The organism is Janthinobacterium sp. TND4EL3, assembly GCF_900156175.1.
In the GTDB taxonomy this organism is placed as follows: domain Bacteria; phylum Pseudomonadota; class Gammaproteobacteria; order Burkholderiales; family Burkholderiaceae_D; genus Janthinobacterium.
In genome coordinates this window covers 140,361-161,569 of record NZ_FTMV01000014.1, presented here as the reverse complement: position 1 = coordinate 161,569, position 21,209 = coordinate 140,361, and the positions used below count along the sequence as shown (strand labels likewise).

16 protein-coding genes and 1 other RNA gene are annotated in these 21,209 nt (G+C 63.9%); 11 read left to right on the top strand and 6 right to left on the bottom strand.

Going from position 1 to position 21,209, the window contains the following annotated elements:
* Positions 1-36: 36 nt before the first annotated feature.
* The gene (locus BXA07_RS21070; RefSeq protein WP_076570570.1) at positions 37-1,227 is read left to right on the top strand and encodes a hypothetical protein; all 1,191 of its coding nucleotides are present in this window, start codon (positions 37-39) and stop codon (positions 1,225-1,227) included.
* Here the strand turns inward: BXA07_RS21070 and BXA07_RS21065 are convergent.
* Positions 1,224-1,649 (bottom strand): OsmC family protein, encoded by a 426-nt coding sequence (locus tag BXA07_RS21065; protein WP_076570568.1) that lies wholly within the window; start codon positions 1,647-1,649, stop codon positions 1,224-1,226. The genes BXA07_RS21070 and BXA07_RS21065 overlap by 4 nt on opposite strands.
* A 434-nt stretch (positions 1,650-2,083) precedes the next feature.
* On the opposite strand from BXA07_RS21065, the gene ribBA reads away from it, so the two are divergent.
* From ribBA to nusB, 3 genes are all read left to right on the top strand, one after another.
* Positions 2,084-3,199 carry a bifunctional 3,4-dihydroxy-2-butanone-4-phosphate synthase/GTP cyclohydrolase II gene (gene ribBA, locus BXA07_RS21060; protein ID WP_071078715.1) on the top strand — a complete coding sequence of 372 codons (1,116 nt, stop codon included), beginning with the start codon at positions 2,084-2,086 and terminating at the stop codon, positions 3,197-3,199.
* Positions 3,200-3,265: 66 nt separating this feature from the next.
* Positions 3,266-3,748 carry a 6,7-dimethyl-8-ribityllumazine synthase gene (gene ribH / locus BXA07_RS21055; RefSeq protein ID WP_076570670.1) on the top strand — a complete coding sequence of 161 codons (483 nt, stop codon included), beginning with the start codon at positions 3,266-3,268 and terminating at the stop codon, positions 3,746-3,748.
* Between the two features lie 91 nt (positions 3,749-3,839).
* Positions 3,840-4,310: a transcription antitermination factor NusB gene (nusB, locus tag BXA07_RS21050; protein WP_071078713.1), complete on the top strand. Its 471-nt coding sequence runs from the start codon at positions 3,840-3,842 to the stop codon at positions 4,308-4,310.
* 121 nt (positions 4,311-4,431) lie between these two features.
* On the opposite strand, the gene BXA07_RS21045 is transcribed toward nusB, so the two are convergent.
* On the bottom strand, positions 4,432-5,349 hold the full coding sequence (locus tag BXA07_RS21045) for a lytic transglycosylase domain-containing protein (protein ID WP_170909702.1): 918 nt from the start codon (positions 5,347-5,349) through the stop codon (positions 4,432-4,434).
* A gap of 478 nt (positions 5,350-5,827) precedes the next feature.
* Between BXA07_RS21045 and ubiD the strand changes: the two genes are divergently transcribed.
* The 7 genes from ubiD to BXA07_RS21010 all read left to right on the top strand — a co-directional run bounded on the left by ubiD (position 5,828) and on the right by BXA07_RS21010 (position 13,553).
* On the top strand, positions 5,828-7,312 hold the full coding sequence (ubiD, locus tag BXA07_RS21040) for a 4-hydroxy-3-polyprenylbenzoate decarboxylase (RefSeq protein ID WP_071650179.1): 1,485 nt from the start codon (positions 5,828-5,830) through the stop codon (positions 7,310-7,312).
* A gap of 81 nt (positions 7,313-7,393) precedes the next feature.
* An RNA gene (gene ffs, locus BXA07_RS21035) (signal recognition particle sRNA small type) lies at positions 7,394-7,492 on the top strand.
* Between the two features lie 239 nt (positions 7,493-7,731).
* Positions 7,732-10,020 carry a DNA polymerase III subunit gamma/tau gene (gene dnaX, locus BXA07_RS21030; RefSeq protein WP_076570566.1) on the top strand — a complete coding sequence of 763 codons (2,289 nt, stop codon included), beginning with the start codon at positions 7,732-7,734 and terminating at the stop codon, positions 10,018-10,020.
* 40 nt (positions 10,021-10,060) lie between these two features.
* Complete coding sequence (locus BXA07_RS21025) at positions 10,061-10,387, top strand: YbaB/EbfC family nucleoid-associated protein (protein ID WP_034759121.1); 327 nt, start codon at positions 10,061-10,063, stop codon at positions 10,385-10,387.
* A 47-nt stretch (positions 10,388-10,434) separates the two neighbouring features.
* A complete protein-coding gene (gene recR / locus BXA07_RS21020; protein ID WP_076570564.1) occupies positions 10,435-11,025 on the top strand; it encodes a recombination mediator RecR in 591 nt (196 codons plus the stop codon).
* Positions 11,026-11,032: 7 nt separating this feature from the next.
* Positions 11,033-12,253, top strand: coding sequence for a CaiB/BaiF CoA transferase family protein (locus BXA07_RS21015; protein ID WP_076570562.1), 1,221 nt, complete (start codon positions 11,033-11,035; stop codon positions 12,251-12,253).
* Between the two features lie 169 nt (positions 12,254-12,422).
* Positions 12,423-13,553, top strand: a complete 1,131-nt coding sequence (locus BXA07_RS21010; protein WP_076570560.1) for an esterase-like activity of phytase family protein — start codon at positions 12,423-12,425, stop codon at positions 13,551-13,553.
* On the opposite strand, the gene BXA07_RS21005 is transcribed toward BXA07_RS21010, so the two are convergent.
* From BXA07_RS21005 to BXA07_RS20990, 4 genes are all read right to left on the bottom strand, one after another.
* Positions 13,522-15,681: a putative bifunctional diguanylate cyclase/phosphodiesterase gene (locus BXA07_RS21005; RefSeq protein ID WP_076570558.1), complete on the bottom strand. Its 2,160-nt coding sequence runs from the start codon at positions 15,679-15,681 to the stop codon at positions 13,522-13,524. The two genes, BXA07_RS21010 and BXA07_RS21005, sit on opposite strands and share 32 nt — an antisense overlap.
* Position 15,682: 1 nt before the next feature.
* Positions 15,683-18,571, bottom strand: coding sequence for a hybrid sensor histidine kinase/response regulator (locus BXA07_RS21000; protein ID WP_076570557.1), 2,889 nt, complete (start codon positions 18,569-18,571; stop codon positions 15,683-15,685).
* A gap of 302 nt (positions 18,572-18,873) precedes the next feature.
* Complete coding sequence (locus tag BXA07_RS20995; RefSeq protein WP_076570667.1) at positions 18,874-19,074, bottom strand: YbdD/YjiX family protein; 201 nt, start codon at positions 19,072-19,074, stop codon at positions 18,874-18,876.
* Complete coding sequence (locus BXA07_RS20990) at positions 19,074-21,134, bottom strand: carbon starvation CstA family protein (RefSeq protein ID WP_076570555.1); 2,061 nt, start codon at positions 21,132-21,134, stop codon at positions 19,074-19,076. The genes BXA07_RS20995 and BXA07_RS20990 overlap by 1 nt, the downstream gene beginning before the upstream one ends.
* Positions 21,135-21,209: the final 75 nt, after the last annotated feature.

Here is a 21,209-nt window from a genome sequence, read left to right as displayed (position 1 = left end):
CGCATACTATGAAGCTTTCCGCAGTGGAGGCCAGTCATGGACCCGATTTCGCGCGCAACCGTGCCCAATACCATCCCGGCCACGCCCCGCGTGGGCGCGGCAACGCTAGCGCCGCTGGCGCCGGCGACGTCCGTGCCGCCTTCCAGCGCGGCGGCAGCCCTTGCCATTCAGTCATCGACCCAGGTCGATCTCTCTCCGCTGGGCCAGTTCCTGTCCGGCGTGGCCTTGTCACGTCGGCAACTGCTGGCCTTGCAGGGCGCCACGGACGAAGCCAGGGCGGCGGCTACCCCCGTGCAAGTCAATGAGGACTTGCTGGCGCTGGCGCGGCAACTGACGGAATCGTTCGCCCAGCTGCAAACAAGCGGCATCGACGCCAGCCAGCTGGCGACGGCCGGCGACACGGCGGGCAGCCTGGCGCAGCGCTACGATTTGCTGTCGGGCGACGGCACGACCAATGCGGCTGCCGCGCTGGCGCAGGACGGCAGCCTGCTGACGCAGGCGGATCTGGCCCGCATCGGCGTCGACTTGCGCAATGAAGATGTCAACCCCGCAACTTTACAGGCCGCGTATGCGGCCGACAGCCATGCCACCCTGGACGCTTTGCAGCAGGGAACGGACGTGCTGGCGCAGGTGGGCGCCGTGCTGGCCCGGCAGCAGGGCGCGCCCGTGGCGACCAGTGTCGAAGCGGATTTGACGGGCGCGGCGCTGCCGGCCGCGCAGCCGCAGTCCATCGATGAGGCGCCGCCGCAAACGGCCGCGATTGCACAACGGCAACTGGAATTGCAGCAGCAACTGGAAGCGGAAGAGCTGAACCTGGATTTGCAGGCGCAGCGGGCAGACAGCCAGCGCGTCGATGCCCTGCGCATCGACAGTGAACGCATGAATGCCGAGCAGCTGGCGCAGCAGGAGGACGCCGCGCGGGCGGCCCAGGGACAAGTGCGCGCGGGGCAGGGGCAAGCCGATGCGGGCCTGGCGACGGCGCAAGCCCCGCTGGCGCAGGACTATGCGCAGGCGCAGGAGCTGGCCGCGCAGAATGCGGCCATGGCCGTGCCGCCGCCGTCGTCGCAAGACCCGTCCGTGGCGGCGGCCATCGCCGCGTATAACCTGAACAATGCAGCCCTGAACCCCGGCCTGATGCACAGGCCGTTGCCGGCCAGCGACTCGCGCCTGCCGCTGGTGGCGCCCGTGGCCCCTGTGGAGCCGGTCAAGCCCGTGGATAAAATCTAGGGCAGCAGGGTGGCGTCCAGGGTAATGTTGGCTTTAAGTAATTTCGATACGGGGCAGCCGGCCTTGGCCTTGCCCGTCAATTCCTCGAACTTCGCCTGGTCCGCACCGGGAATTTTCGCTTGCAGGATCAGGTGGACGGCCGTGATGGCAAAGCCGTCATCGACCTTGTCGAGCGTGACTTCGGCCGTTGTCTCCATCTTTTCGGCCGTCAGGCCCGCTTCGCCGAGGATCAGCGACAGGGCCATGGTGAAGCAGCCCGCGTGGGCGGCGCCGATCAATTCCTCGGGATTGGTGCCGGGCTTGCCTTCGAAGCGGCTGGCAAAGCCGTAGGGGTATGCCTGCAAGGCGCCGCTGCGCGTGCTGATGGCGCCCTTGCCGTCCTTGATGCCGCCTGACCAGATGGCCGATCCATGGGTTTTCATGTTGCCGCTCCTGTGTGGGGTGTCGCTGCGAGTGGAGTGTCAGCGCCGTGGCGGTGACTGGCTGATCTTATGCTCTTTGCAAGGCCGGCGGCGCGCGTTTTGCCGTCGCCGTGTGCGCCGGATCGAGGAATCGGCGCTTTGTGGGGCAGGCTGCGGCGCCCATGCCGCAAAGCTGTCTTATTTCAGGCCTGCAAGCGCCAAATCCTTTAAAATAGCAGGTTATAAGAAAATTCCCGGAAATTCGCGGAATATTCGCGCTTGATGTTTCAGGTTCAGGTTCAGTTTTTAGTTACATTAACAACGCCCGGCAAAACCGTCGCGAGCGGAAGGGAGAGGTGGCTGAGAAGCGCAACCGTACGAAGGTACGGTGAGCATCGCAGGCCGCCTATACCGACGCGCAGCAGGTTTTGACTGGCGTCATACGAGGATGAATAATGTCTATTTCCAGCACCGAAGAGATCGTCGCCGAATTGCGCGCCGGCCGCATGGTGATACTGGTCGATGAAGAAGACCGGGAAAATGAAGGCGATCTGGTGCTTGCCGCCGATTTCGTGACGCCTGAAGCCATCAATTTCATGATCACGCATGCGCGTGGCCTGGTCTGCCTGACCCTGACGGAAGAGCGTTGCGACGAGCTGAACCTGTCGATGATGACGTCGCGCAACGGTACGGCCTATGGCACCAACTTCACCGTGTCCATCGAAGCGGCCGAAGGCGTGACGACGGGCATTTCCGCCGCCGACCGCGCCAAGACCATCCAGGTGGCCGTGGCCAAGGGTACGCAGCCCAGCGATATCGTCCAGCCTGGCCATATCTTCCCGCTGAAAGCGCAAAAAGGCGGCGTGCTGATGCGCGCAGGCCATACGGAAGCCGGTTGCGACCTGACGGCCATGGCCGGCCTGACTCCCGCGTCCGTGATTTGCGAAATCATGAAGGACGACGGCACCATGGCGCGCCTGCCGGACTTGCTGGTGTTTGCCGAGCAGCATGGCCTGAAAATCGGCACGATTGCCGACTTGATCCATTACCGCAGCCAGACGGAATCGCTGGTCGAGCGCGTTGCCGAGCGTACCCTGCATACGGCGCATGGCGAATTCCGTTTGATCGCCTTCCGCGACAAGCCCAGCGCGTCGGCCCACCTGGCCCTCGTGCATGGCGACCTGGCGCCCGGCCTGGAAGCGCTGGTGCGCGTGCACCAGCCTGTTTCCCTGCTGGACGTGCTGGAAAGCGAAGCGACCACCCACTCGTGGACGGTGGCCGCCTCGATGGCCGCCATCAAGCAGTCCGAGCGGGGCGTGATGGTCTTGCTGAACTGCGGCGAGACGTCGAGCGAGCTGTTTGCCCAGTTCGCCGCGCTCGATACGCCGCAAGCCAAGCCGAAAGGCCGCGCCGCCAGCATGGACCTGCGCAGCTACGGCATCGGCGCGCAAATCCTGCGCGACCTGGGCGTGAGCAAGATGCAATTGCTGGCCAGCCCCCGCAAGATGCCGTCGATGGCTGGTTTCGACCTGGAAGTGACAGGTTTTCAGTGCCATCCAGGCCAGCAGTAATTAATTAACACTATTTGGCGGCCTGGCGCATGGCGCCGCCGCTGATCACTTATAAAGAGGCTTATGATGACCGTAGGAACCTATGAAACCAATTTTGCCGGCGAAGGTTTGCGCGTCGGTATCGTCCAGGCACGATTCAATGAAATCGTCGGTGGTGGCTTGCTGTCGGCATGCCTGGAAGAGTTGAGCAAGCTGGGCGTGGCCGATGAAGATATCCTGCACGTGACCGTGCCGGGCGCCCTGGAAATCCCACTGATTCTGCAAAAAATGGCAGAAACCGAGCAATTCGACGCCCTGATCGCACTGGGCGCCGTGATTCGCGGTGAAACCTACCACTTCGAGCTGGTATCGAACGAATCGGGCGCGGGTATCACGCGCGTCGGTCTCGATTACGGCATCCCCATCGCCAACGCCGTGTTGACGACCGAAAACGACGAGCAGGCGGAAGTGCGCATGCTGGTCAAGGGAGCCGAAGCGGCACGCGTGGCAGTGGAAATGGCCAATCTGGCGCAAGCGCTGGAAGAGTTGCAAGACACAGACGAGGATTAATCGTGCTTGCGCCGCAGCGTGCTGCCCAACAGCGTGCCGCGGTATTCGTCACTATTTGCAGTAAATACGTACTTAAGAACAGGTAACAATCATGACTGAGAAAAATTTGCTCGCCAACCCCAGCAAGAACCGCACGCCGCGTCACCGCGCGCGCGAGTTTGCGCTGCAGGGCTTGTACCAGTGGCTGCTGAACAATGAAGATGCGACCACCGTCGTGAACAATATTCGCGCGGCCCACGGCTTCGACAAGGCCGATGGCGATCATTTCACGGTGCTGCTGTACGGCGCCATCAAGGATTCGCTGGCGCTGCGCGACAGCATGGCACCCTTGATCGACCGCAATATCGCGGAACTGTCGCCCATCGAACACGGCATCCTGCTGATCGGCGCGTTCGAGCTGAAGAACAACATGGAAATCCCGTACCGCGTCGTCATCAACGAAGCGGTCGAGCTGGCCAAGTCGTTCGGCGGCATCGACGGCCACAAGTATGTGAACGGCGTGCTCGATAAGTTGGCAGTGAAATTCCGCGAGGAAGAAGTGGGCGCCAACAAGCGCAAGTAATATATAGCGTAGTTCCTGCGGCTGCTGCCGCAGGGCAATAAAAAAGCCACCGGCACTTGCGTGCGGTGGCTTTTTTACTGGGTGTTGCTTTTCGGATGCCCCTGTGAGGGCTTTTAAAGGGTCACAGGCCGGCGATCTCGTTGTGCGGCAGCACTTTGATGGTGATGCCGCTTTCCGGCGCAGGCGCCTTGGCTGGCGCTGGCGTGTTCGATGCCATCACCGGCGTGCTGGTCGGCACGCGCTGGCCGGCCGATACTTGCTTCAGGCGGCGGTATTCGGCCAGCACGCGCGAGCCGTAGCCCGAGTCGGTGGCGAAGTTGGCGGCGCCCACGTAGGTTTTCAAGCCCGCTTCGACGGAACCGCCACGCGTGACGTAGTCTTTCAGGATCAGCGAGCCGACGCGGATATTGGCGACGGGGTTCAGCGCCGCTTGCACGCCGCCCATTTCCTGGAAGCGCTCATGGTGCACTTTCGACATGACCTGCATCAAGCCTTGCGCGCCGACGGGGCTTTCCGCGAACGGGTTCAAGCCCGATTCGATGGCCATCACGGCCAGGATCAGCAGCGGGTCCAGCTTGATTTCACGGGCCGTCAGGTAAGCCGTCGAGACGAGCATATTGGTCGCGTCGTTGGCCACGCGGTAGCGCTTTGAGAGCCAGTTGGTGACCCATTGCTGCTGCTTTTGCGTGCCCAGCAAGGCTTTTTCTTCCTTGCTCAAAGGTGCTTCGCTGGCGGCGGCCGTCTGCACGGATGCGGGCGCTTCCATCAGTGCCGACAGGGCCGGCGCTTCGACGGCTTGCGCCTCTGCCATCGGCAGCGGGAACAGGCTGTGCGTCAGTTGCTTGCCCAGGTCGGGGCGGAACATCAGCAGGGCGATCAGTGCCAGGGCGGAAATGCCGAAGACTGTCAGTGTGTGTTGCGCAGTGGTCAAGACGCCACGTGCCGAAATGGCTTGTGCGCGGGCGCGCAAACGCGCCAGTGCTGGCTGGCCAGCCACGGTTGAAGCAGGCAAGGCTGCTTCAGTGCTACGATGAGTCATAGAGTTCCCCGAAATGTCGCGTCAACAGGCAGTCCCTCCGCGGTCTCGCGGTGTTGTGGGTACTGCCAATGCCGTGCATCAGAAATATCATCGTTTCCGCCGCGTATGGATGCGTGCGAGAAACGCCGTCATTGCTTGCTTGAGCTGATCGGTCCCATGCTGGTATTGGATCAGTCGCAATACAACTTTTACCGGGGGTAAGGCAGACGCCTTTTGAAAACACTCCTTAAAATGTCATGTGGAGCCCCGACTCCGTGAATGAAAGAGAAACGCTAAAATCAAGCCCTGGGCCGGCGTGCTCTTTCAAGTTGGGCGAATTGTAGAAGCCGTTTTATATCAAGTCAATACTAACGAATCGTTTCTTTATTACTTTTATGTCTTACTTTTTGTCTTGCATTGTGCCAAAAGCCAATAAAATCAATTACTTGGCATAGATCCTTCAGCAACGGCGTCCGACGTCAAAAAAAATTAAAAACACATGAAATATTCAGATTTGCGAGATTTTATTTCTCAACTGCAACAAATGGGTGAACTTAAGCCCATTTCGACCCCCATTTCACCGATTTTGGAGATGACGGAAGTCTGCGACCGCACCTTGCGCGCGGGCGGGCCGGCCTTGCTGTTCAATAATCCGACGGGATACGACATGCCGGTGCTGGGCAACCTGTTCGGCACCACGCGCCGCGTGGCGCTGGGCATGGGCGCGGAAGACGTCAGCGAGTTGCGCAAGATCGGCCATGTGCTGGCGCGCCTGAAGGAACCGGAACCGCCGAAGGATTTCAAGGATCTGCTGGGCCTGGGTTCCTTGGTGAAATCCGTGTGGGACATGTCGCCGAAAGAGTTGCGCGGCGCCAAATGCCAGGAAATCGTCTGGGAAGGCAATGACGTCGACCTGGCGCGCCTGCCGATCCAGCATTGCTGGCCCGGCGACGTTGCCCCTTTGATCACGTGGGGCCTGGTGATCACCAAGGGCCCGAACAAGAAGCGGCAAAACCTCGGCATCTACCGCCAGCAGGTGCTGGGGCGCAACAAGGTCATCATGCGCTGGCTGGCCCATCGGGGCGGGGCGCTGGACTTCCGCGAGCACGCGATCCAGAGCAAGGGCAAGCCGTATCCGATCGCCGTCGCGCTCGGCGCCGATCCCGCTACTATATTAGGGGCCGTCACGCCGGTGCCGGACAGCCTGTCCGAATACCAGTTCGCCGGCTTGCTGCGCGGCAGCCGCACGGAGCTGGTAAAAGCCATCGGCAGCGAGCTGCGCGTGCCCGCGTCGGCCGAAATCGTGCTCGAAGGCCATATCTACCCCGATGAAAACCATCCGAGCGGCTACGAGCACGCGCTGGAAGGGCCGTATGGCGACCACACGGGCTACTATAATGAGCAGGACAGTTTCCCCGTGTTTACCATTGACCGCATCACCATGCGCCGCGACCCGATCTACCACTCCACGTACACGGGCAAGCCGCCCGACGAGCCGGCCGTGCTGGGCCTGGCCCTGAACGAAGTGTTCGTGCCCCTGCTGCAAAAGCAGTTCAGCGAAATCACGGATTTCTATCTGCCGCCCGAAGGCTGCAGCTACCGCATGGCCGTGGTGCAGATCAAGAAGCAGTACGCGGGCCACGCCAAGCGCGTGATGTTCGGCGTGTGGAGCTTCTTGCGCCAGTTCATGTATACCAAGTTCATCGTCGTCGTCGACGAAGACGTGAATATCCGCGACTGGAAAGAGGTCATCTGGGCCATCACGACGCGGGTCGACCCCATCCGCGACACGACCCTGGTCGACAACACGCCGATCGACTACCTGGACTTCGCCTCGCCCGTCAGCGGCCTGGGCAGCAAGATGGGCATCGACGCGACGAATAAATGGCCGGGCGAAACGACGCGCGAGTGGGGCACGACGATCGCCATGACGCCGGAAGTGAAGGCGAAAGTGGATGGCATCTGGCAGGAGCTGGGCTTGTAAGGCATCAGTTAGTTGCCTGCGGGGAGGGACGGTTTGCGCGCCAACTTCCCCATTCCCTGCAGACCGGTTATAATTGTCCCCGGCGGGCCCCTGCGCATCGTGGCATGGCTAACCTGGTCAGGTCGGGAACGAAGCAGCCACGGCTATTAACCATGAGTGCCGCAGATCAGGCTCGCCTCCTTCGGGAATGTTTTAATCAGGATCAACAATCAAGCTGCCATGGGCAGCTTTTTTGCTTTTACGGCCCCATTTTTTTGTTATGCCGCAGCATTGCCGGGCTTGCCGTGTTTTCCATATTTCCAGCTGGCCATGTTATACAATTGCTGCTTTGCCGCGTTTGCCAGGTTTGCCTGGCCCGGCCATGAGGCTTGCGCCCGCCGCGCAGGATCACCCGCAAAATCGCATGGTAAAATCTCAGCATGTCCTATCAAGTCCTCGCCCGTAAATACCGCCCCAAGAATTTCGAGACGCTCGTCGGCCAGGAGCACGTCGTGCGCGCGCTCACGCATGCCTTGCACAGCGGCCGCTTGCATCACGCCTACCTGTTCACGGGCACGCGCGGCGTCGGCAAGACGACCCTGTCGCGCATCCTGGCCAAGTCGCTCAATTGCATCGGCCCCGACGGCACGGGCGGCATCACGGCCCAGCCTTGCGGCGTCTGCGAAGCGTGCACGGCAATCGACGCGGGACGCTTTGTCGACTATATCGAGATGGATGCGGCGTCGAACCGCGGCGTCGATGAAATGGCGCAGCTGCTGGAGCAGGCGGTCTACGCGCCCAGCAACGCGCGCTTCAAGGTCTATATGATCGACGAGGTGCACATGCTGACGAACCACGCGTTCAATTCCATGCTCAAAACCCTGGAAGAGCCGCCCGAGCACGTCAAGTTCATCCTGGCCACGACGGACCCGCAAAAGATTCCCGTCACCGTGCTGTCGCGCTGCCTGCAGTTCAACCTCAAGCAGATGCCGCCCGGCCACATCATCAGCCATTTGGACAATATCCTGGGGCAGGAGGGCATCGCCTTCGAACAGCCGGCCTTGCGCCTGCTGGCCCAGGGCGCCCACGGCTCCATGCGCGATGCGCTGTCGCTGACGGACCAGGCCATCGCCTACGCGGCCGGCGAAGTCACGCTCGACGCCGTGCAAGGCATGCTGGGCGCGCTCGACCAGTCCTACCTGGTGCGCCTGCTCGACGCGCTGGCGCAGCAGGATGGCGCGGATCTCCTGGCCGTGGCCGACGAGATGGCCTCGCGCAGCCTGTCCTACAACGGCGCCCTGCAGGACCTGGGCACCTTGCTGCACCGCATTGCGCTGGCGCAAACCGTGCCGGCCGCCTTGCCGCAGGACTTGCCCGAATATGCGGACATCGTGCGTCTGGCCGCCGCGTTTGACGCGGAAGAAGTGCAGCTGTTTTACCAGATCGCCGTGCATGGCCGCAATGAACTGGGCCTGGCGCCCGACGAATACGCGGGCTTTACCATGACCTTGCTGCGCATGCTGGCCTTTCGGCCCGGCATAGGCGGCGCCGAAGGCGTGCCGGCTGCGGCACCGGCTGCGGCAGCGGGCAACCGTCCCGCCGCCGTGGCTGCCGCGCGCGCCGCCGCTGGCGCGTCCGCACCGGCCGCCCGCGCCGCCACGAACAGCGTGGCCAGCCATGCGGCCGTGACCCCGCCTGCCGTCGTGGCCGCCGCAGCGGCCAGCATGGCCCGCAGCGAAGCGCCGCCGCCACGCGCGGCTGCACCGGTGCCAGCACCCGCACCTGTAGCAGCCCCGGCACCGGCGGCGCCGCCCGCCGATCCTGTTCCTGCGGCTGCCCCGGCAGCCTCGGGCGCTCCGATCAGTTCGGCCCGCGCCGCCATCAATGCGGCGCTGGAAGCGGCCCGCGCCGCCTCGAAAGGCCGTCCGGGCAGCGCGCCGTCGGCGCCATCGTCGGCGCCCAAGCCGGCAGCTCCCGCACCGGCCGCTGCCGTAGTGGCGCCAGCCCCGGCAGCGCCCGTCCAGGCTGCCCCGCCGCCACCGGCCGCCGCGAAAGCGCCGGCGCCGTGGGACGATGCGCCACCGGTCGCCGTGATGGAAGCGCCGGCAGCGGCGCGCCAGGCGCCGCCACAGCAGGCGCCCGCCGACGACGATCTGCCGCCGTGGGTCACCGAATTTTCCGACGACAGCGCCTCGGCCGCCGTGTCCGCGCCCGCCGCGCCAAGCAGCGAGCAGCCGGCCGTCGTCATGCCGCAGCGTGCCGCCAAGCAAGCCGCGCCCAGCGGGCCATATGTGATCACGCCCGTGCCGGGCCTGGACTGGGACGGCAACTGGCCGGCCGTGGCCGCCGTCCTGCCCCTGCGCGGCGTGGCCCAGCAGCTGGCCGTGCAGGCCGAGCTGATCGAATGCTTGCACGACGGCCACAGCACCACGTTCCGCCTGCGCGTGCCCATCGACACGTGGCGCAGCCCGGCCAACGTGGAAAAACTGGCGGCCGCGCTGAGCGAGCGCTTCGGCCGCAAGGTCAATGTCGACACGGAACTGGGCGCCGTCTGGTACACGGCCAGCGCGGAAGCGCAGGCCCACCGCGAGGCGTGCCAGCGGCAAGCGGAAGAAACCATAGAAACCGACCCCTTCGTGCTCGACATGAAGCGTGCATTCGACGCTTTTGTCGTGCCGGGAACGATTACCCCTGCACCGGCCGGCTCCGCCGCGCCGACCCTGCATTGATGATTAACACACTCACAAACTGAATTAACGGAGCATTCTCATGATGAAAAATCAACTGGCTGGCCTGATGAAGCAGGCGCAAGCAATGCAAGACAACATGAAAAAGGCCCAGGAACAACTGGCGCTGGTGGAAGTGGAAGGCCAGTCCGGCGCCGGCCTCGTGAAAATCGTCATGACGTGCAAGAACGACGTCAAGCGCGTGTCCATCGACCCGTCGCTGCTGGCTGACGACAAGGACATGCTGGAAGACCTGGTGGCCGCCGCCTTCAACGACGCCGTGCGCAAGGCGGAAGCGACGTCCGCGGAAAAAATGGCAGGCTTGACCGGCGGCATGAACTTGCCAGCCGGCTTCAAAATGCCATTCTGATGCAACACCGCATGCGCTCGATCTGTGGCACGGGGCAGGGTTGATCCATGTCAAAGTCGCTTGAATTCCTGACCGAGGCGCTGCGGCGCCTGCCCGGCGTCGGCCCCAAGTCGGCGCAGCGGATGGCGTTTCATTTGTTGCAGCACGACAGGGAAGGCGCGGCCATGCTGTCGCGCGCCCTGTTCCAGGCCGTCGATGCCGTGCATCACTGCGGCCTGTGCAATACCTTTACCGAACACGAAGTGTGCGAGACCTGTCTCGACGAAGAGCGCGACAAGCGCTTGCTGTGCGTGGTGGAAACGCCCGCCGACCAGCTGATGATCGAGCAGACGCTCACCTACAAAGGCCTGTATTTCGTCCTCATGGGACGCTTGTCGCCGCTGGACGGCATCGGGCCGAAAGATATCCACCTCGAAAAATTGCTGAACCGCGCCAACGATGGCGTGGTCAATGAAGTGGTGCTGGCCACCAATTTCACGAATGAAGGCGAAGCGACGGCCCACTACATCAGCGAAATGCTGAAGGCGCGGGGCTTGCGCGTGAGCCGCCTGGCCCGCGGCGTGCCCGTGGGCGGCGAACTGGAATACGTCGACGCGGGCACGATTGCCCGCGCGATGCTCGACCGCAGGGCAACCTGAGCACACTATGACAGCATCCTCCGCGAACACTGGTCCATTGATGGGCATCAAAGTGCTGGAACTGGGCACCCTGATCGCGGGGCCGTTCTGTGCCCGCATGCTGGCCGAATTCGGCGCCGACGTGATCAAGATCGAGTCGCCCGATGGCGGCGACCCCATCCGTACCTGGCGCGTGCTCAAGGATGGCACCTCGCTGTGGTGGTCGGTGCAGGCCCGCAACAAGAAAAGTATCACGCTGAACCTGAAGATGCCGGAAGGGCGCGCCATTGCGCGCCAGCTGGCCCTGGAAGCGGACATCATCATCGAGAACTACCGCCCCGGCGTGCTGGAAAAGTGGGATCTCGGCTATGAACAGCTGAAAAAGGAAAAACCGTCGCTGATCATGGTGCGCCTGTCCGGCTTTGGCCAGACGGGGCCGATGAAGGATTTGCCCGGCTTCGGCGCCATCGGCGAATCGATGGGCGGCTTGCGCTATGTCTCCGGCTTTGCCGACCGCCCGCCCGTGCGCGTCGGCGTGTCCATCGGCGACTCCGTGGCGGCCCTGCACGGCGTGATCGGCGCCATGATGGCCTTGCGCCACCGCGACGCGACGGGCGGGCGCGACGGCGGGGAAGGGCAGATGGTCGACGTGGCCCTGTACGAATCCGTGTTCAACCTGATGGAGTCGCTGGTGCCCGAATACGACCAGGCGGGCGTGGTGCGCGAGCGCACGGGCGGCTCCCTGCCCGGCATCGTGCCCTCGAATACCTATACGACGGGCGACGGCGAAAACATCGTCATCGCCGGCAACGGCGACGCCATCTTCAAGCGATTGATGCTGGCCATGGGCCGCATCGACATGGCGGGCGATCCGCAGCTGGCGCGCAACGACGGCAGGGTGGCGCGCACGCAGGAAATCGACGACGCCATCGGCGCCTGGTGCGCCACGCATACCATCGACAGCGCGCTGGCCGTGCTGCAAGCGGCCGATGTGCCGGCCGGCAAAATCTACTCCGTGCGCGACATGATGAGCGATCCGCAATTTCTCGCCCGCAATATGTTCGAACAACACCATTTCGCCGACGGCACGCCCGTCAAATTGCCCGCCATCAGCCCGAAACTGTCGGCCACGCCGGGCAAGACGCAATGGCTGGGGCCAACCCTGGGCCAGCACAACGACGAGGTGCTGGCGTCGCTTGGCTATGATGCGGCCGCCATCGCGCAACTGAAGGCCGATGGGGTGGTATAGGGCGGGTAGGTCGGGTAGGTCGGATTAGCGGCGTAGCCGCGTAATCCGACACCACCGCGCCACGTTACCAACACCACTACGTTATACCGACGCCACCAGCCAAGCCAACAATGTTGTCGGCTTACGCGCTTCACGCTAAGCCGACCTACGCAACTCACTGATACCTGTCATGCATCGATTTTTCCGTACCGCGCTTGCCCTGGCCTCCGCCGCCGTCCTCTCCGCCTGCGCCAGCTTCCCCCACGACGCGCCGATTGCGGGCCTGCGCCTGATCGGCGAGCAGCGCATCGCCCTGAAGCAGGCTTTCCAGGGCACCACGGTGGGCGGCTTGTCCGGCATCGACTACGATGCGGCAAGCAATACCTGGGTGATGGAAAGCGATGACCGCTCGGAAATCAATCCGGCCCGTTTCTACCGCGCCACGCTCAGCTACGACAGCGAGAAGTTCTCCGCCGTGACCTTGAACAGCGTGCATTTCTTCACGCAGCCCGACGGCAGCCGCTATCCGAACCTGGCCCATGCAAGACTGGAGCAGGGCGAGCAGGTGCCCGACATCGAGACCATCCGTGTCGATCCGCAGGACGGCAGCCTGTGGTACGGCAGCGAAGGCAACCGCAAGGTGGGACTGCACCCCTTCGTGCGCCATGCGGACCGCGACGGAAAATTCCTCGCCACCTTGCCCACGCCCGCCATGTTCAATGTGTCGAAGGAAGCAATCGGCTCGCGCAACAACATGAGCTTCGAGGCGCTGTCGTTTGCCAGCGACGGCAAGAGCCTGTGGCTGGGCATGGAAGCGGCCCTGTACCAGGATGGCCCGCTGACCACGCCCGACAATGGCTCCGTCGTGCGCATCACGCGCCTGGACCGCGCCGGCACCGTGCTGGGCCAGTATGCGTATCCGATCGAGCCGGTGGCGTCGCGGCCCGCGCCGGGACGCGAGGCGGACAATGGCGTGTCGGAAATCCTCGCCGTCAACGACCATCAGGTGCTCGTGGTGGAGCGTGCCGGCGTGTCCAACGCGGATGGCCTGTACACGAATCACGTGCGCATCTATGAAATGGAGACGGATGGCGCCACCGATATCCAAGCCATCCCCGCCCTGGCGGGCGCTACTTATGTGCCGGCGCGCAAGCGATTGCTGCTGGACCTGGAAAAGATCGGCCTGTCCCGCGTCGACAATATCGAGGGCATCAGCTGGGGACCGCGCCTGGCCAACGGCCGCCGCAGCCTGGTGATGATTTCGGACGATAATTTCAATCCGCAGCAAGTCACGCAAATCCTTGCCTTCGAAGTGCTCTAGCTTCCAGGCTGGCCGCCTGGCCGGCCTGCCTGGCCAGCATGGCCGTGATCGCATCGTGCGGCGACGGGTGGCCTAAAAAGTATCCTTGCGCCATGTCGCAGCCGTATTCTTCCAGCATCAGCAGCTGCTCGCCCGTCTCCACGCCCTCGGCCACCACCACCATCTTCAAGCCATGCGCCATGGCGATGATGGCGCGCGTGATGGCCGCGTTTTCGGTGTCCTGCGGCAAACCGGCGATAAAGCTCTTGTCGATCTTTAAGGCCCGCACGTCGAAGCGCTTCAGGTAATTCATTGAAGAATATCCCGTGCCGAAGTCGTCGATGGACAGGTACACGCCGATGCCGCGCAGCTGCTCCAGGGTCACCATGGTGGCGCGCGCGTCGTCCATCAAGGTGCCTTCCGTCAATTCCAGTTCCAGCAGCCGCGCGTCGAGGCCCGTGTCGGCCAGGGCCGACAGCACGATCTGCATCAGGTTTTCATCCTTGAATTGCTTCGCCGACAGGTTCACGGCCATGCGGATGGCCCGCCCGCCATCGCTTTGCCAGGCCTTGGCCTGGTTGCAGGCCGTGCGCAGCACCCATTCGCCGATGGGCACGATCAGCCCCGTCTCCTCGGCCAGCGGGATGAATTCCGTGGGCGAGATGATGCCCCGCTCCGGGTGGCGCCAGCGCACCAGCGCTTCCACGCCGACGATCTGCGTGCTGGGCACGTCGATCTGCGGCTGGTACAGCAAATACAGCTCGTTGTTCTGCAAAGCCTTGCGCAGGCCCACTTCCATCTTGACGTGGCTCATGATTTCCATCGTCAGCGAGGAGCTGTACAGCTTGGCGTTGTTCTTGCCGCAGTTTTTCGCGTGGTACATGGCCGTGTCCGCGTATTTGAGCAGCGAGTTGCAGTCCTCGCCATCTTCCGGGTACAGCGAGATGCCGATGCTGGCCGTGACGAAAATCTCGTGCCCCTCGATCATGAAGGGCCGGCGCATGGCTTCCTTGACCCGGTGCGCCACGTTCAGCGCGTCTTCCACCCGCTCCAGGTCGGGGATCAGTATCGTGAATTCGTCGCCGCCCAGGCGCGCCAGGTTGCTGCCGCCGGAGGACGATTCGAACTCGTGCTCGGCGCGCAGCACCAGGTCGCTGGGGCGGATGGTTTCGCGCAGGCGCTCCGACACCACCTTGAGCAAATGGTCGCCAACGTCGTGGCCCAGGGTGTCGTTGATGCGCTTGAAGGCGTCGAGGTCCATGAACAGCACGGCGAATTTCTTGTCGTGTTCTTTTGACCGCAGCAGCTCGCGCTCCAGGGTTTCCAGGAAGGCTTGCCGGTTGGGGATGCCCGTCAGGCTGTCGCAATAGGCGAGGCGGCGGATCTGCTCCTCCGTACGCTTGCGTTCGCTGATGTCGCGCACCAGGCCCAGCACTTCGTCGGCGCCCGTCGCCACCAGGCGCGCCTCGAAATGGCGGGTGCTGTCTTCGTGCGTGAGCGTGTAGTCGACCGAGCCGATATGTTGCGTGGCCAGCACGGCGTGCGCCTTGTCGAGCAGGCGCGCGGCGATTTCGGGCGGCAGCACGTCGCGGATATGGCTGCCCACGCAGTTGCTGATGGAAAAGCCGGCACTGGCGTCGTGGCCCTGTTCATAGTCGAGATAATAGCCCTCGCGGTTCAGGCGGAAGAAGGTGTCGGGGATGGCGGCCAGTACGGCGCGGTTGTGCGCGTCGGCGATGCGCAGGCGGGCGATGGCGTCGCTGGCGCGCAGCACGTACAGCACGCGGTGGCCGAGGATGGGCCAGTTGATGGGCTTGGAAATGAAGTCCGTGGCGCCCACCTCGTAGGCGCGCGTGACGGCTTCCAGTTCGTCGCCGCCCGTGACCATGATGATGGGCACGGTGCCGCCCGCTTCCTGGTGGCGGATTTCGCGGCACACGGCAAAGCCGTCCATGGCAGGCATGTCGACGTCGAGCATGACCAGGTCCGGTCCGCTGTGCTTGTAGCTGGCCAGCGCCTGCACGCCGTCCTCGGCCTCGATCACGTCCAGGCCCACCTGCGTGAGCATCTGCCGCATCAGCAAGCGCATGACGGGATCGTCGTCGGCCACCAGCACCAGGCCGCGGGGAGGGGAGAGGGGCGCTGTCATGTCAGTGTTCCTTCACGAGGATGGCGCTCAGCGATTCGCGTACGGCCAGGAAGGCTTGCTGCATCTGCTGCAGCAGGGGCGCCGCGCCTTCGGTGCTGCCGGCGCGGCCGAGTTTTTCCATGTCCTTGCACAGCTGCGCCAGGCCGTCGGCGCCCACGTTGGCGCTGCCCGACTTGAGGCTGTGGGCCACCTTGCGCAGCGCTTCTGCATCCGCGCCGGCGATGGCCTCGCGCATGGCCGTCAACTGGCGCGGCGTCTCGCCGACAAAGGCCTGGATGACCCGTTCGAGCAAGGCATCGCCATCGGTGCGCGACAGGGCGCGGATGTTTTCCAGCGCCTGCCGGTTCAGCGGCTGGCCGGAGGGCGGGGCGGCGGATGGCGGCGTTGCCTCGGGCGGCGCTTCGTGGCGCGGCGCCTGCGGCGTCTCCAGTGGCGCTTCCGCCTGCTCGCTGTGGTGCACGGTGGCCGCGCGCGGCAGGGTGATCCAGCGGGCGATCGTGTGGCCCAGGTCCTGCTGCGTGAAGGGCTTGCTCAGGTAGTCGTCCATGCCGGCCGCCAGGCATGCTTCGCGGTCGCCCTGCAGCGCGTTGGCCGTGATGGCGACGATGGGCAGCACGCGCGCGTGGCCGCACTGCTGTTCGTGGCGGCGGATTTCCGCCGTGGCGGCAAAGCCGTCCATCACGGGCATCTGGCAATCCATCAGGATCAGGTCGAAATCCCCGCCCCGCGCCGCCTGCAGGGCTTCTTCGCCGTTGCGCGCGCACACCACGTCCAGGCCCAGGCTGTCGAGCATGGCCAGCGCCACTTCCACGTTGACAGGGTTATCTTCGGCCAGCAGCACGCGGCGGCGCTGGCGCCGGCCGGGCGCGCGGGCGGCGGGGCGCAGCGCATGTGGCGGCGCCGTGCGCAGGCTTTCGCCGGCGCGCGGCGGCGTGACGATGCAGTCGAACAGATCGCATTCGCGGGCCGGCTTGATCAGCTGGAAGGCCACGCCCGCCTCGCGCCGCTGCACGGGGTCGGCCGCGGCCTGCTCCGTGCTCAGCAGCAGTAATTTGAGGTCGGCCAGCAGCGGGTCGCTCTTGATGGTGGCGGCCAGGGCCAGGCCGCTGGTGCGCGGCAAATCCATGTCGAGCAGGGCCACGCCATACGGCGTGCCCGCCTGCGCGGCCGCCCGCAGCTTGCCCAGGCATTCGCCCGCCGTGCCGGCGCTGTCGCTGACGATGTGCCAGCTGGCCAGCTGCCGCTCCAGCACGGCGCGCGTGGCGGGTGTGTGGTCGACGATCAAGGCGCGTAACCCTCGCGTGGTTTTCAGGTTGAAGGACGGGTCGTCGCTGTCGACCCGCCGCTTATCGAAATTTACTTCGAACCAGAAGATCGAGCCTTGCGTTAAAGCATTGTCGACGCCGATTTTTCCACCCATCAGCTCGACCAGCTGTTTCGAGATGGTCAGGCCCAGGCCCGTGCCGCCATGCTTGCGCGTGGTCGAGCCGTCGGCCTGCGAAAACGATTCGAAGATGCGGCTGCGCGCCTCGCTTGATACGCCGATGCCCGTGTCGTGCACCTCGAAGCGCAAGCCCACGCTGGGCGCGTCTTCGCTGCACACTTCCACTTTCACGGTGACCTTGCCCGTTTCCGTGAACTTGATGGCGTTGCCCAGCAGGTTGACGATGATCTGGCGCAAGCGGTTCGGGTCGCCGCAGATGGCGATCGGGATGTCGTTGGCGATGTCGAATTCCAGGCAGATATTCTTCGCTTCCGCCTGCGGCGCGAACACGTGCTCGATATCGTCGAGCAGCTCGCGGAAATTGAAGCGGATGTATTCCACGCTGAGCTTGCCTGCCTCGATCTTGGAAAAGTCGAGGATGTCGTTGATGATCACCAGCAAATTCTGCCCCGAACGCTGCACCATGCTCGTGTAGTGGCGCTGCTGCGGGCTCAATGGGCTGGCCAGCAGCAATTCCGTCATGCCCAGCACGCCGTTCATCGGCGTGCGGATTTCATGGCTCATGGTGGCGAGAAACGCGCTTTTCGCCTGGCTGGCCGCCTCGGCCGCGTCCTTGGCCTTTTCCAGCTGCGCCGTGCGCACGCCCACCTGGCGTTCGAGCTGGTCGCGGTAATTGGCCAGGGTACTGTCGCGGCTGTCGATCTGCGCCAGCATGTCGTTGAAACTGTCGATCAGCACGCCCAGTTCGTCGCTGCGCTGGTGGGCAATGCGGTGACTATACGTCTGGCTGCTGGAGACCTTTTGCGCTGTATCAATGAGCTTCGTGATCGGCTCGGCAATCACGCTTTTAAAGCGCCGCGCGAGGAAGACGGCGATCAGGAAGGACAGCACGGTGGCGCCGCCGATGGCGCCCACGTGGCGGCCGATGTCGCGCCACATGTGGTTCAGGTCCGCTTCGATCAGCACGGCGCCGATGATCTGCTGCGGCTCGCCCGGCCGGTAGACGGGCCGGTACAAGCGCATGGCGGGCGCCAGGGTGGTGCCCGAGCCTTGCGTGACGGGCTGCTCGGCCATGTCGGCCAGCAGGGCCGGGTCCATGTCTTCCGGCGCCGCCAGCTCCTTGTCGTGCTGCGGCGCGCGGTACAGGGCGAACAGGCGCCCGCCCTGGTCGAACAGGGCCGCCTGGGCCACCTCGTCGCGCGCGGCCAGTGCGGCCAGCACCTGTTCCGCCTGCGCCTGCGCCGGCTTGCCGATCAGTAACGGCGTCGCCCCCGCCGCGCCGATCACGCCCGCCAGCGACAGCAACTGCTTGCCCTCATCGCTCTTGTGGCTGAGCACGGACGTCAGCGCGAACGCCACGAACACCAGCAGCAGCGCGCAGCCCGACGACAGCACCGAAATCATGGTCAGCTTCTGGCTGATGCTGGAACGTTGGAAATTGAACATGAATTCGCTGCTTCCCCGGTCGCCCGTTGACTGTTATTTAATTCCTATTGGAAAAATATAGACGCGAAGACACACCTAGATATTGATGTGGGTCTAAGGGAAGAGAGGGGAGGGGAACTTATACGAGATGAAACAAAGGGCGGCCCCGGAGAACCGCCCTCAAGTTATTGCTGAGCAACAACACCTGACCCAGCCGTAGCGAGCGGAAGGGAGAGGCGGCCGAGAAGCGCAACCGTACTGAAGTCCGGTGAGCATCGCAAGCCGCCTATACCGCCGTGCAGCGGGCCGGGTCAGGTGCCAGCCTAACAGCAGCCGCCGCGTTTGCCGGCGCCGCCGTAGCGCGCTTCCTGCCGTTCGCGGAAGAACTCTTCATACGTCATCATCGGCTCGCCGGGATGGGTCACTTCCCGGTGCGCCACGTAGGTGTCGTACTCGGGCAAGCCGCACATGAGCCGCATGCTTTGTCCCAGATACCGTCCCGCCTTGATGATTTCGTCGAGCATCATTGCACCGTGGGCATGGCCTGGAACGGTGTTTCCTTGGTGCTAGGCTTGCTGTCGGCGCGCGCCTTCAAAATCGTGCGGATGCCGAAGAACAGCACGCTGACGACGACCACCACGAAGAAGGCGGCCAGGCCCGCATCCAGGTAGTCGTTGAAGATGATCTGGCGCATCTGCGCCACCGACTTGGCCGGCGCCAGCAGCGTGCCTTCATCGAGGGCTGCCGAGTATTTCTTCGCATGCGCGAGGAAGCCCACGCGCGGATTGGCGTCGAAAATCTTTTGCCAGCCCGCCGTCAAGGTGCACAGCAGCAGCCAGATGGTCGGCGTGATGGTGACCCATGCATACTGGCCACGTTTCATCTTGAACAGCACGCAAGTGCCGAGGATCAGCGCGATGGCCGCCAGCATCTGGTTGGCGATGCCGAACAGCGGCCACAGGGTGTTGATGCCGCCCAATGGATCGACCACGCCCTGGTACAGGAAGTAGCCCCAGGCCGCCACGCACAGGCCCGTGGCCAGCAGGTTGGCGATGACGTTTTCCGTCTGTTTCAGGCTTGGCACGAAGCTGCCCAGCAAATCCTGCAGCATGAAGCGGCCGGCACGCGTGCCCGCATCGACGGCCGTCAGGATGAACAGGGCCTCGAACAGGATGGCGAAGTGGTACCAGAAGGCCATCATGGCCTTGCCGCCGATGGCGCCGGACAGGATCTGCGCCATGCCGACGGCCAGGGTCGGCGCGCCGCCCGCGCGCGAGATGATGCTGTGCTCGCCAACGTCCTTGGCCGTCTGCGTCAGCATGTCCGGCGTCACATAGAAGCCCCACTGCGAAATCGCCTGGGCGGCCGATTCCGCCGTGGTGCCGATCAGGGCGGCCGGGCTGTTCATGGCGAAATAGATGCCCGGTTCGATGGTCGAGGCGGCCACCAGGGCCATGATGGCCACGAACGACTCCATCAGCATGGCGCCATAGCCGATGAAGCGGGCGTGGCTTTCGTTTTCTATCATCTTCGGCGTGGTGCCCGAGGAAATCAGCGCGTGGAAGCCGGACACGGCGCCGCAGGCAATCGTGATGAACAGGAAGGGGAACAGATTGCCCGACCAGACGGGGCCGGACCCGTCGATGAACTTGGTCATGGCCGGCATTTTCAGGTAGGGCGCGACGACGATGATGCCGATGGCCAGGCCCAGGATCGTGCCGATCTTCAGGAAAGTCGACAGGTAGTCGCGCGGCGCCAGCAGCAGCCACACGGGCAGGACGGAGGCGATGAAGCCGTAGCCGATCAGCATCCACGTCAGTTCCGTGCCCGTGAACGTGAACATCGGGCCGAGGACCGCGTGTTCCTGCACGTACTGGCCGCCGATGATGGCCAGCATCAGCAAGACAAAACCGATGATGGAAATCTCGCCGATGCGGCCCACGCGGATGAAGCGCGAGTACACGCCCATGAACAGGGCGATGGGGATCGTCGCCATCACGGTGAAGCTGCCCCAAGGGGAACCCGTCAATGCCTTGACGACGATCAGGGCCAGCACGGCCAAAATGATGACCATGATCATGAAGCAGCCGAGCAAGGCGATCATGCCGGGAATTTCGCCCAGTTCAGCCTTGATCAGGTCGCCCAGGGAGCGGCCATCGCGGCGCATGGAAATGAACAGCACGATGAAATCCTGCACGGCGCCCGCAAACACGACGCCCGCCAAAATCCACAGCATGCCGGGCAAATAGCCCATCTGCGCAGCCAGCACGGGGCCGACCAGGGGGCCGGCGCCGGCAATCGCGGCGAAATGGTGGCCGAACAGCACGTATTTGTTGGTTGGCACGTGGTCCAGGCCGTCATTGTGCTTGAAGGCCGGGGTCATGCGGCGGGCGTCCAGTCCCAGCACCTTGTCGGCGATGAACAGGCTGTAGAATCGGTAGGCGATCAGGTAGACGCAGACGGCGGCGATGACGATCCAGATAGCGCTGATCGGTTCGCCACGTTGCAGGGCGACAACGCCCAAGGACCCGGCGCCTGCCAGCGCAAGCGCTGCCCAGCCGAGCTGTTTGAAAATGCGGTTCATGCTTCCTCCAGAGATGTGACGGGCGCTGTGCCGTGCGATGATGGTGTGCTGCGCCTGGTCGTCGCCAGTTTGATG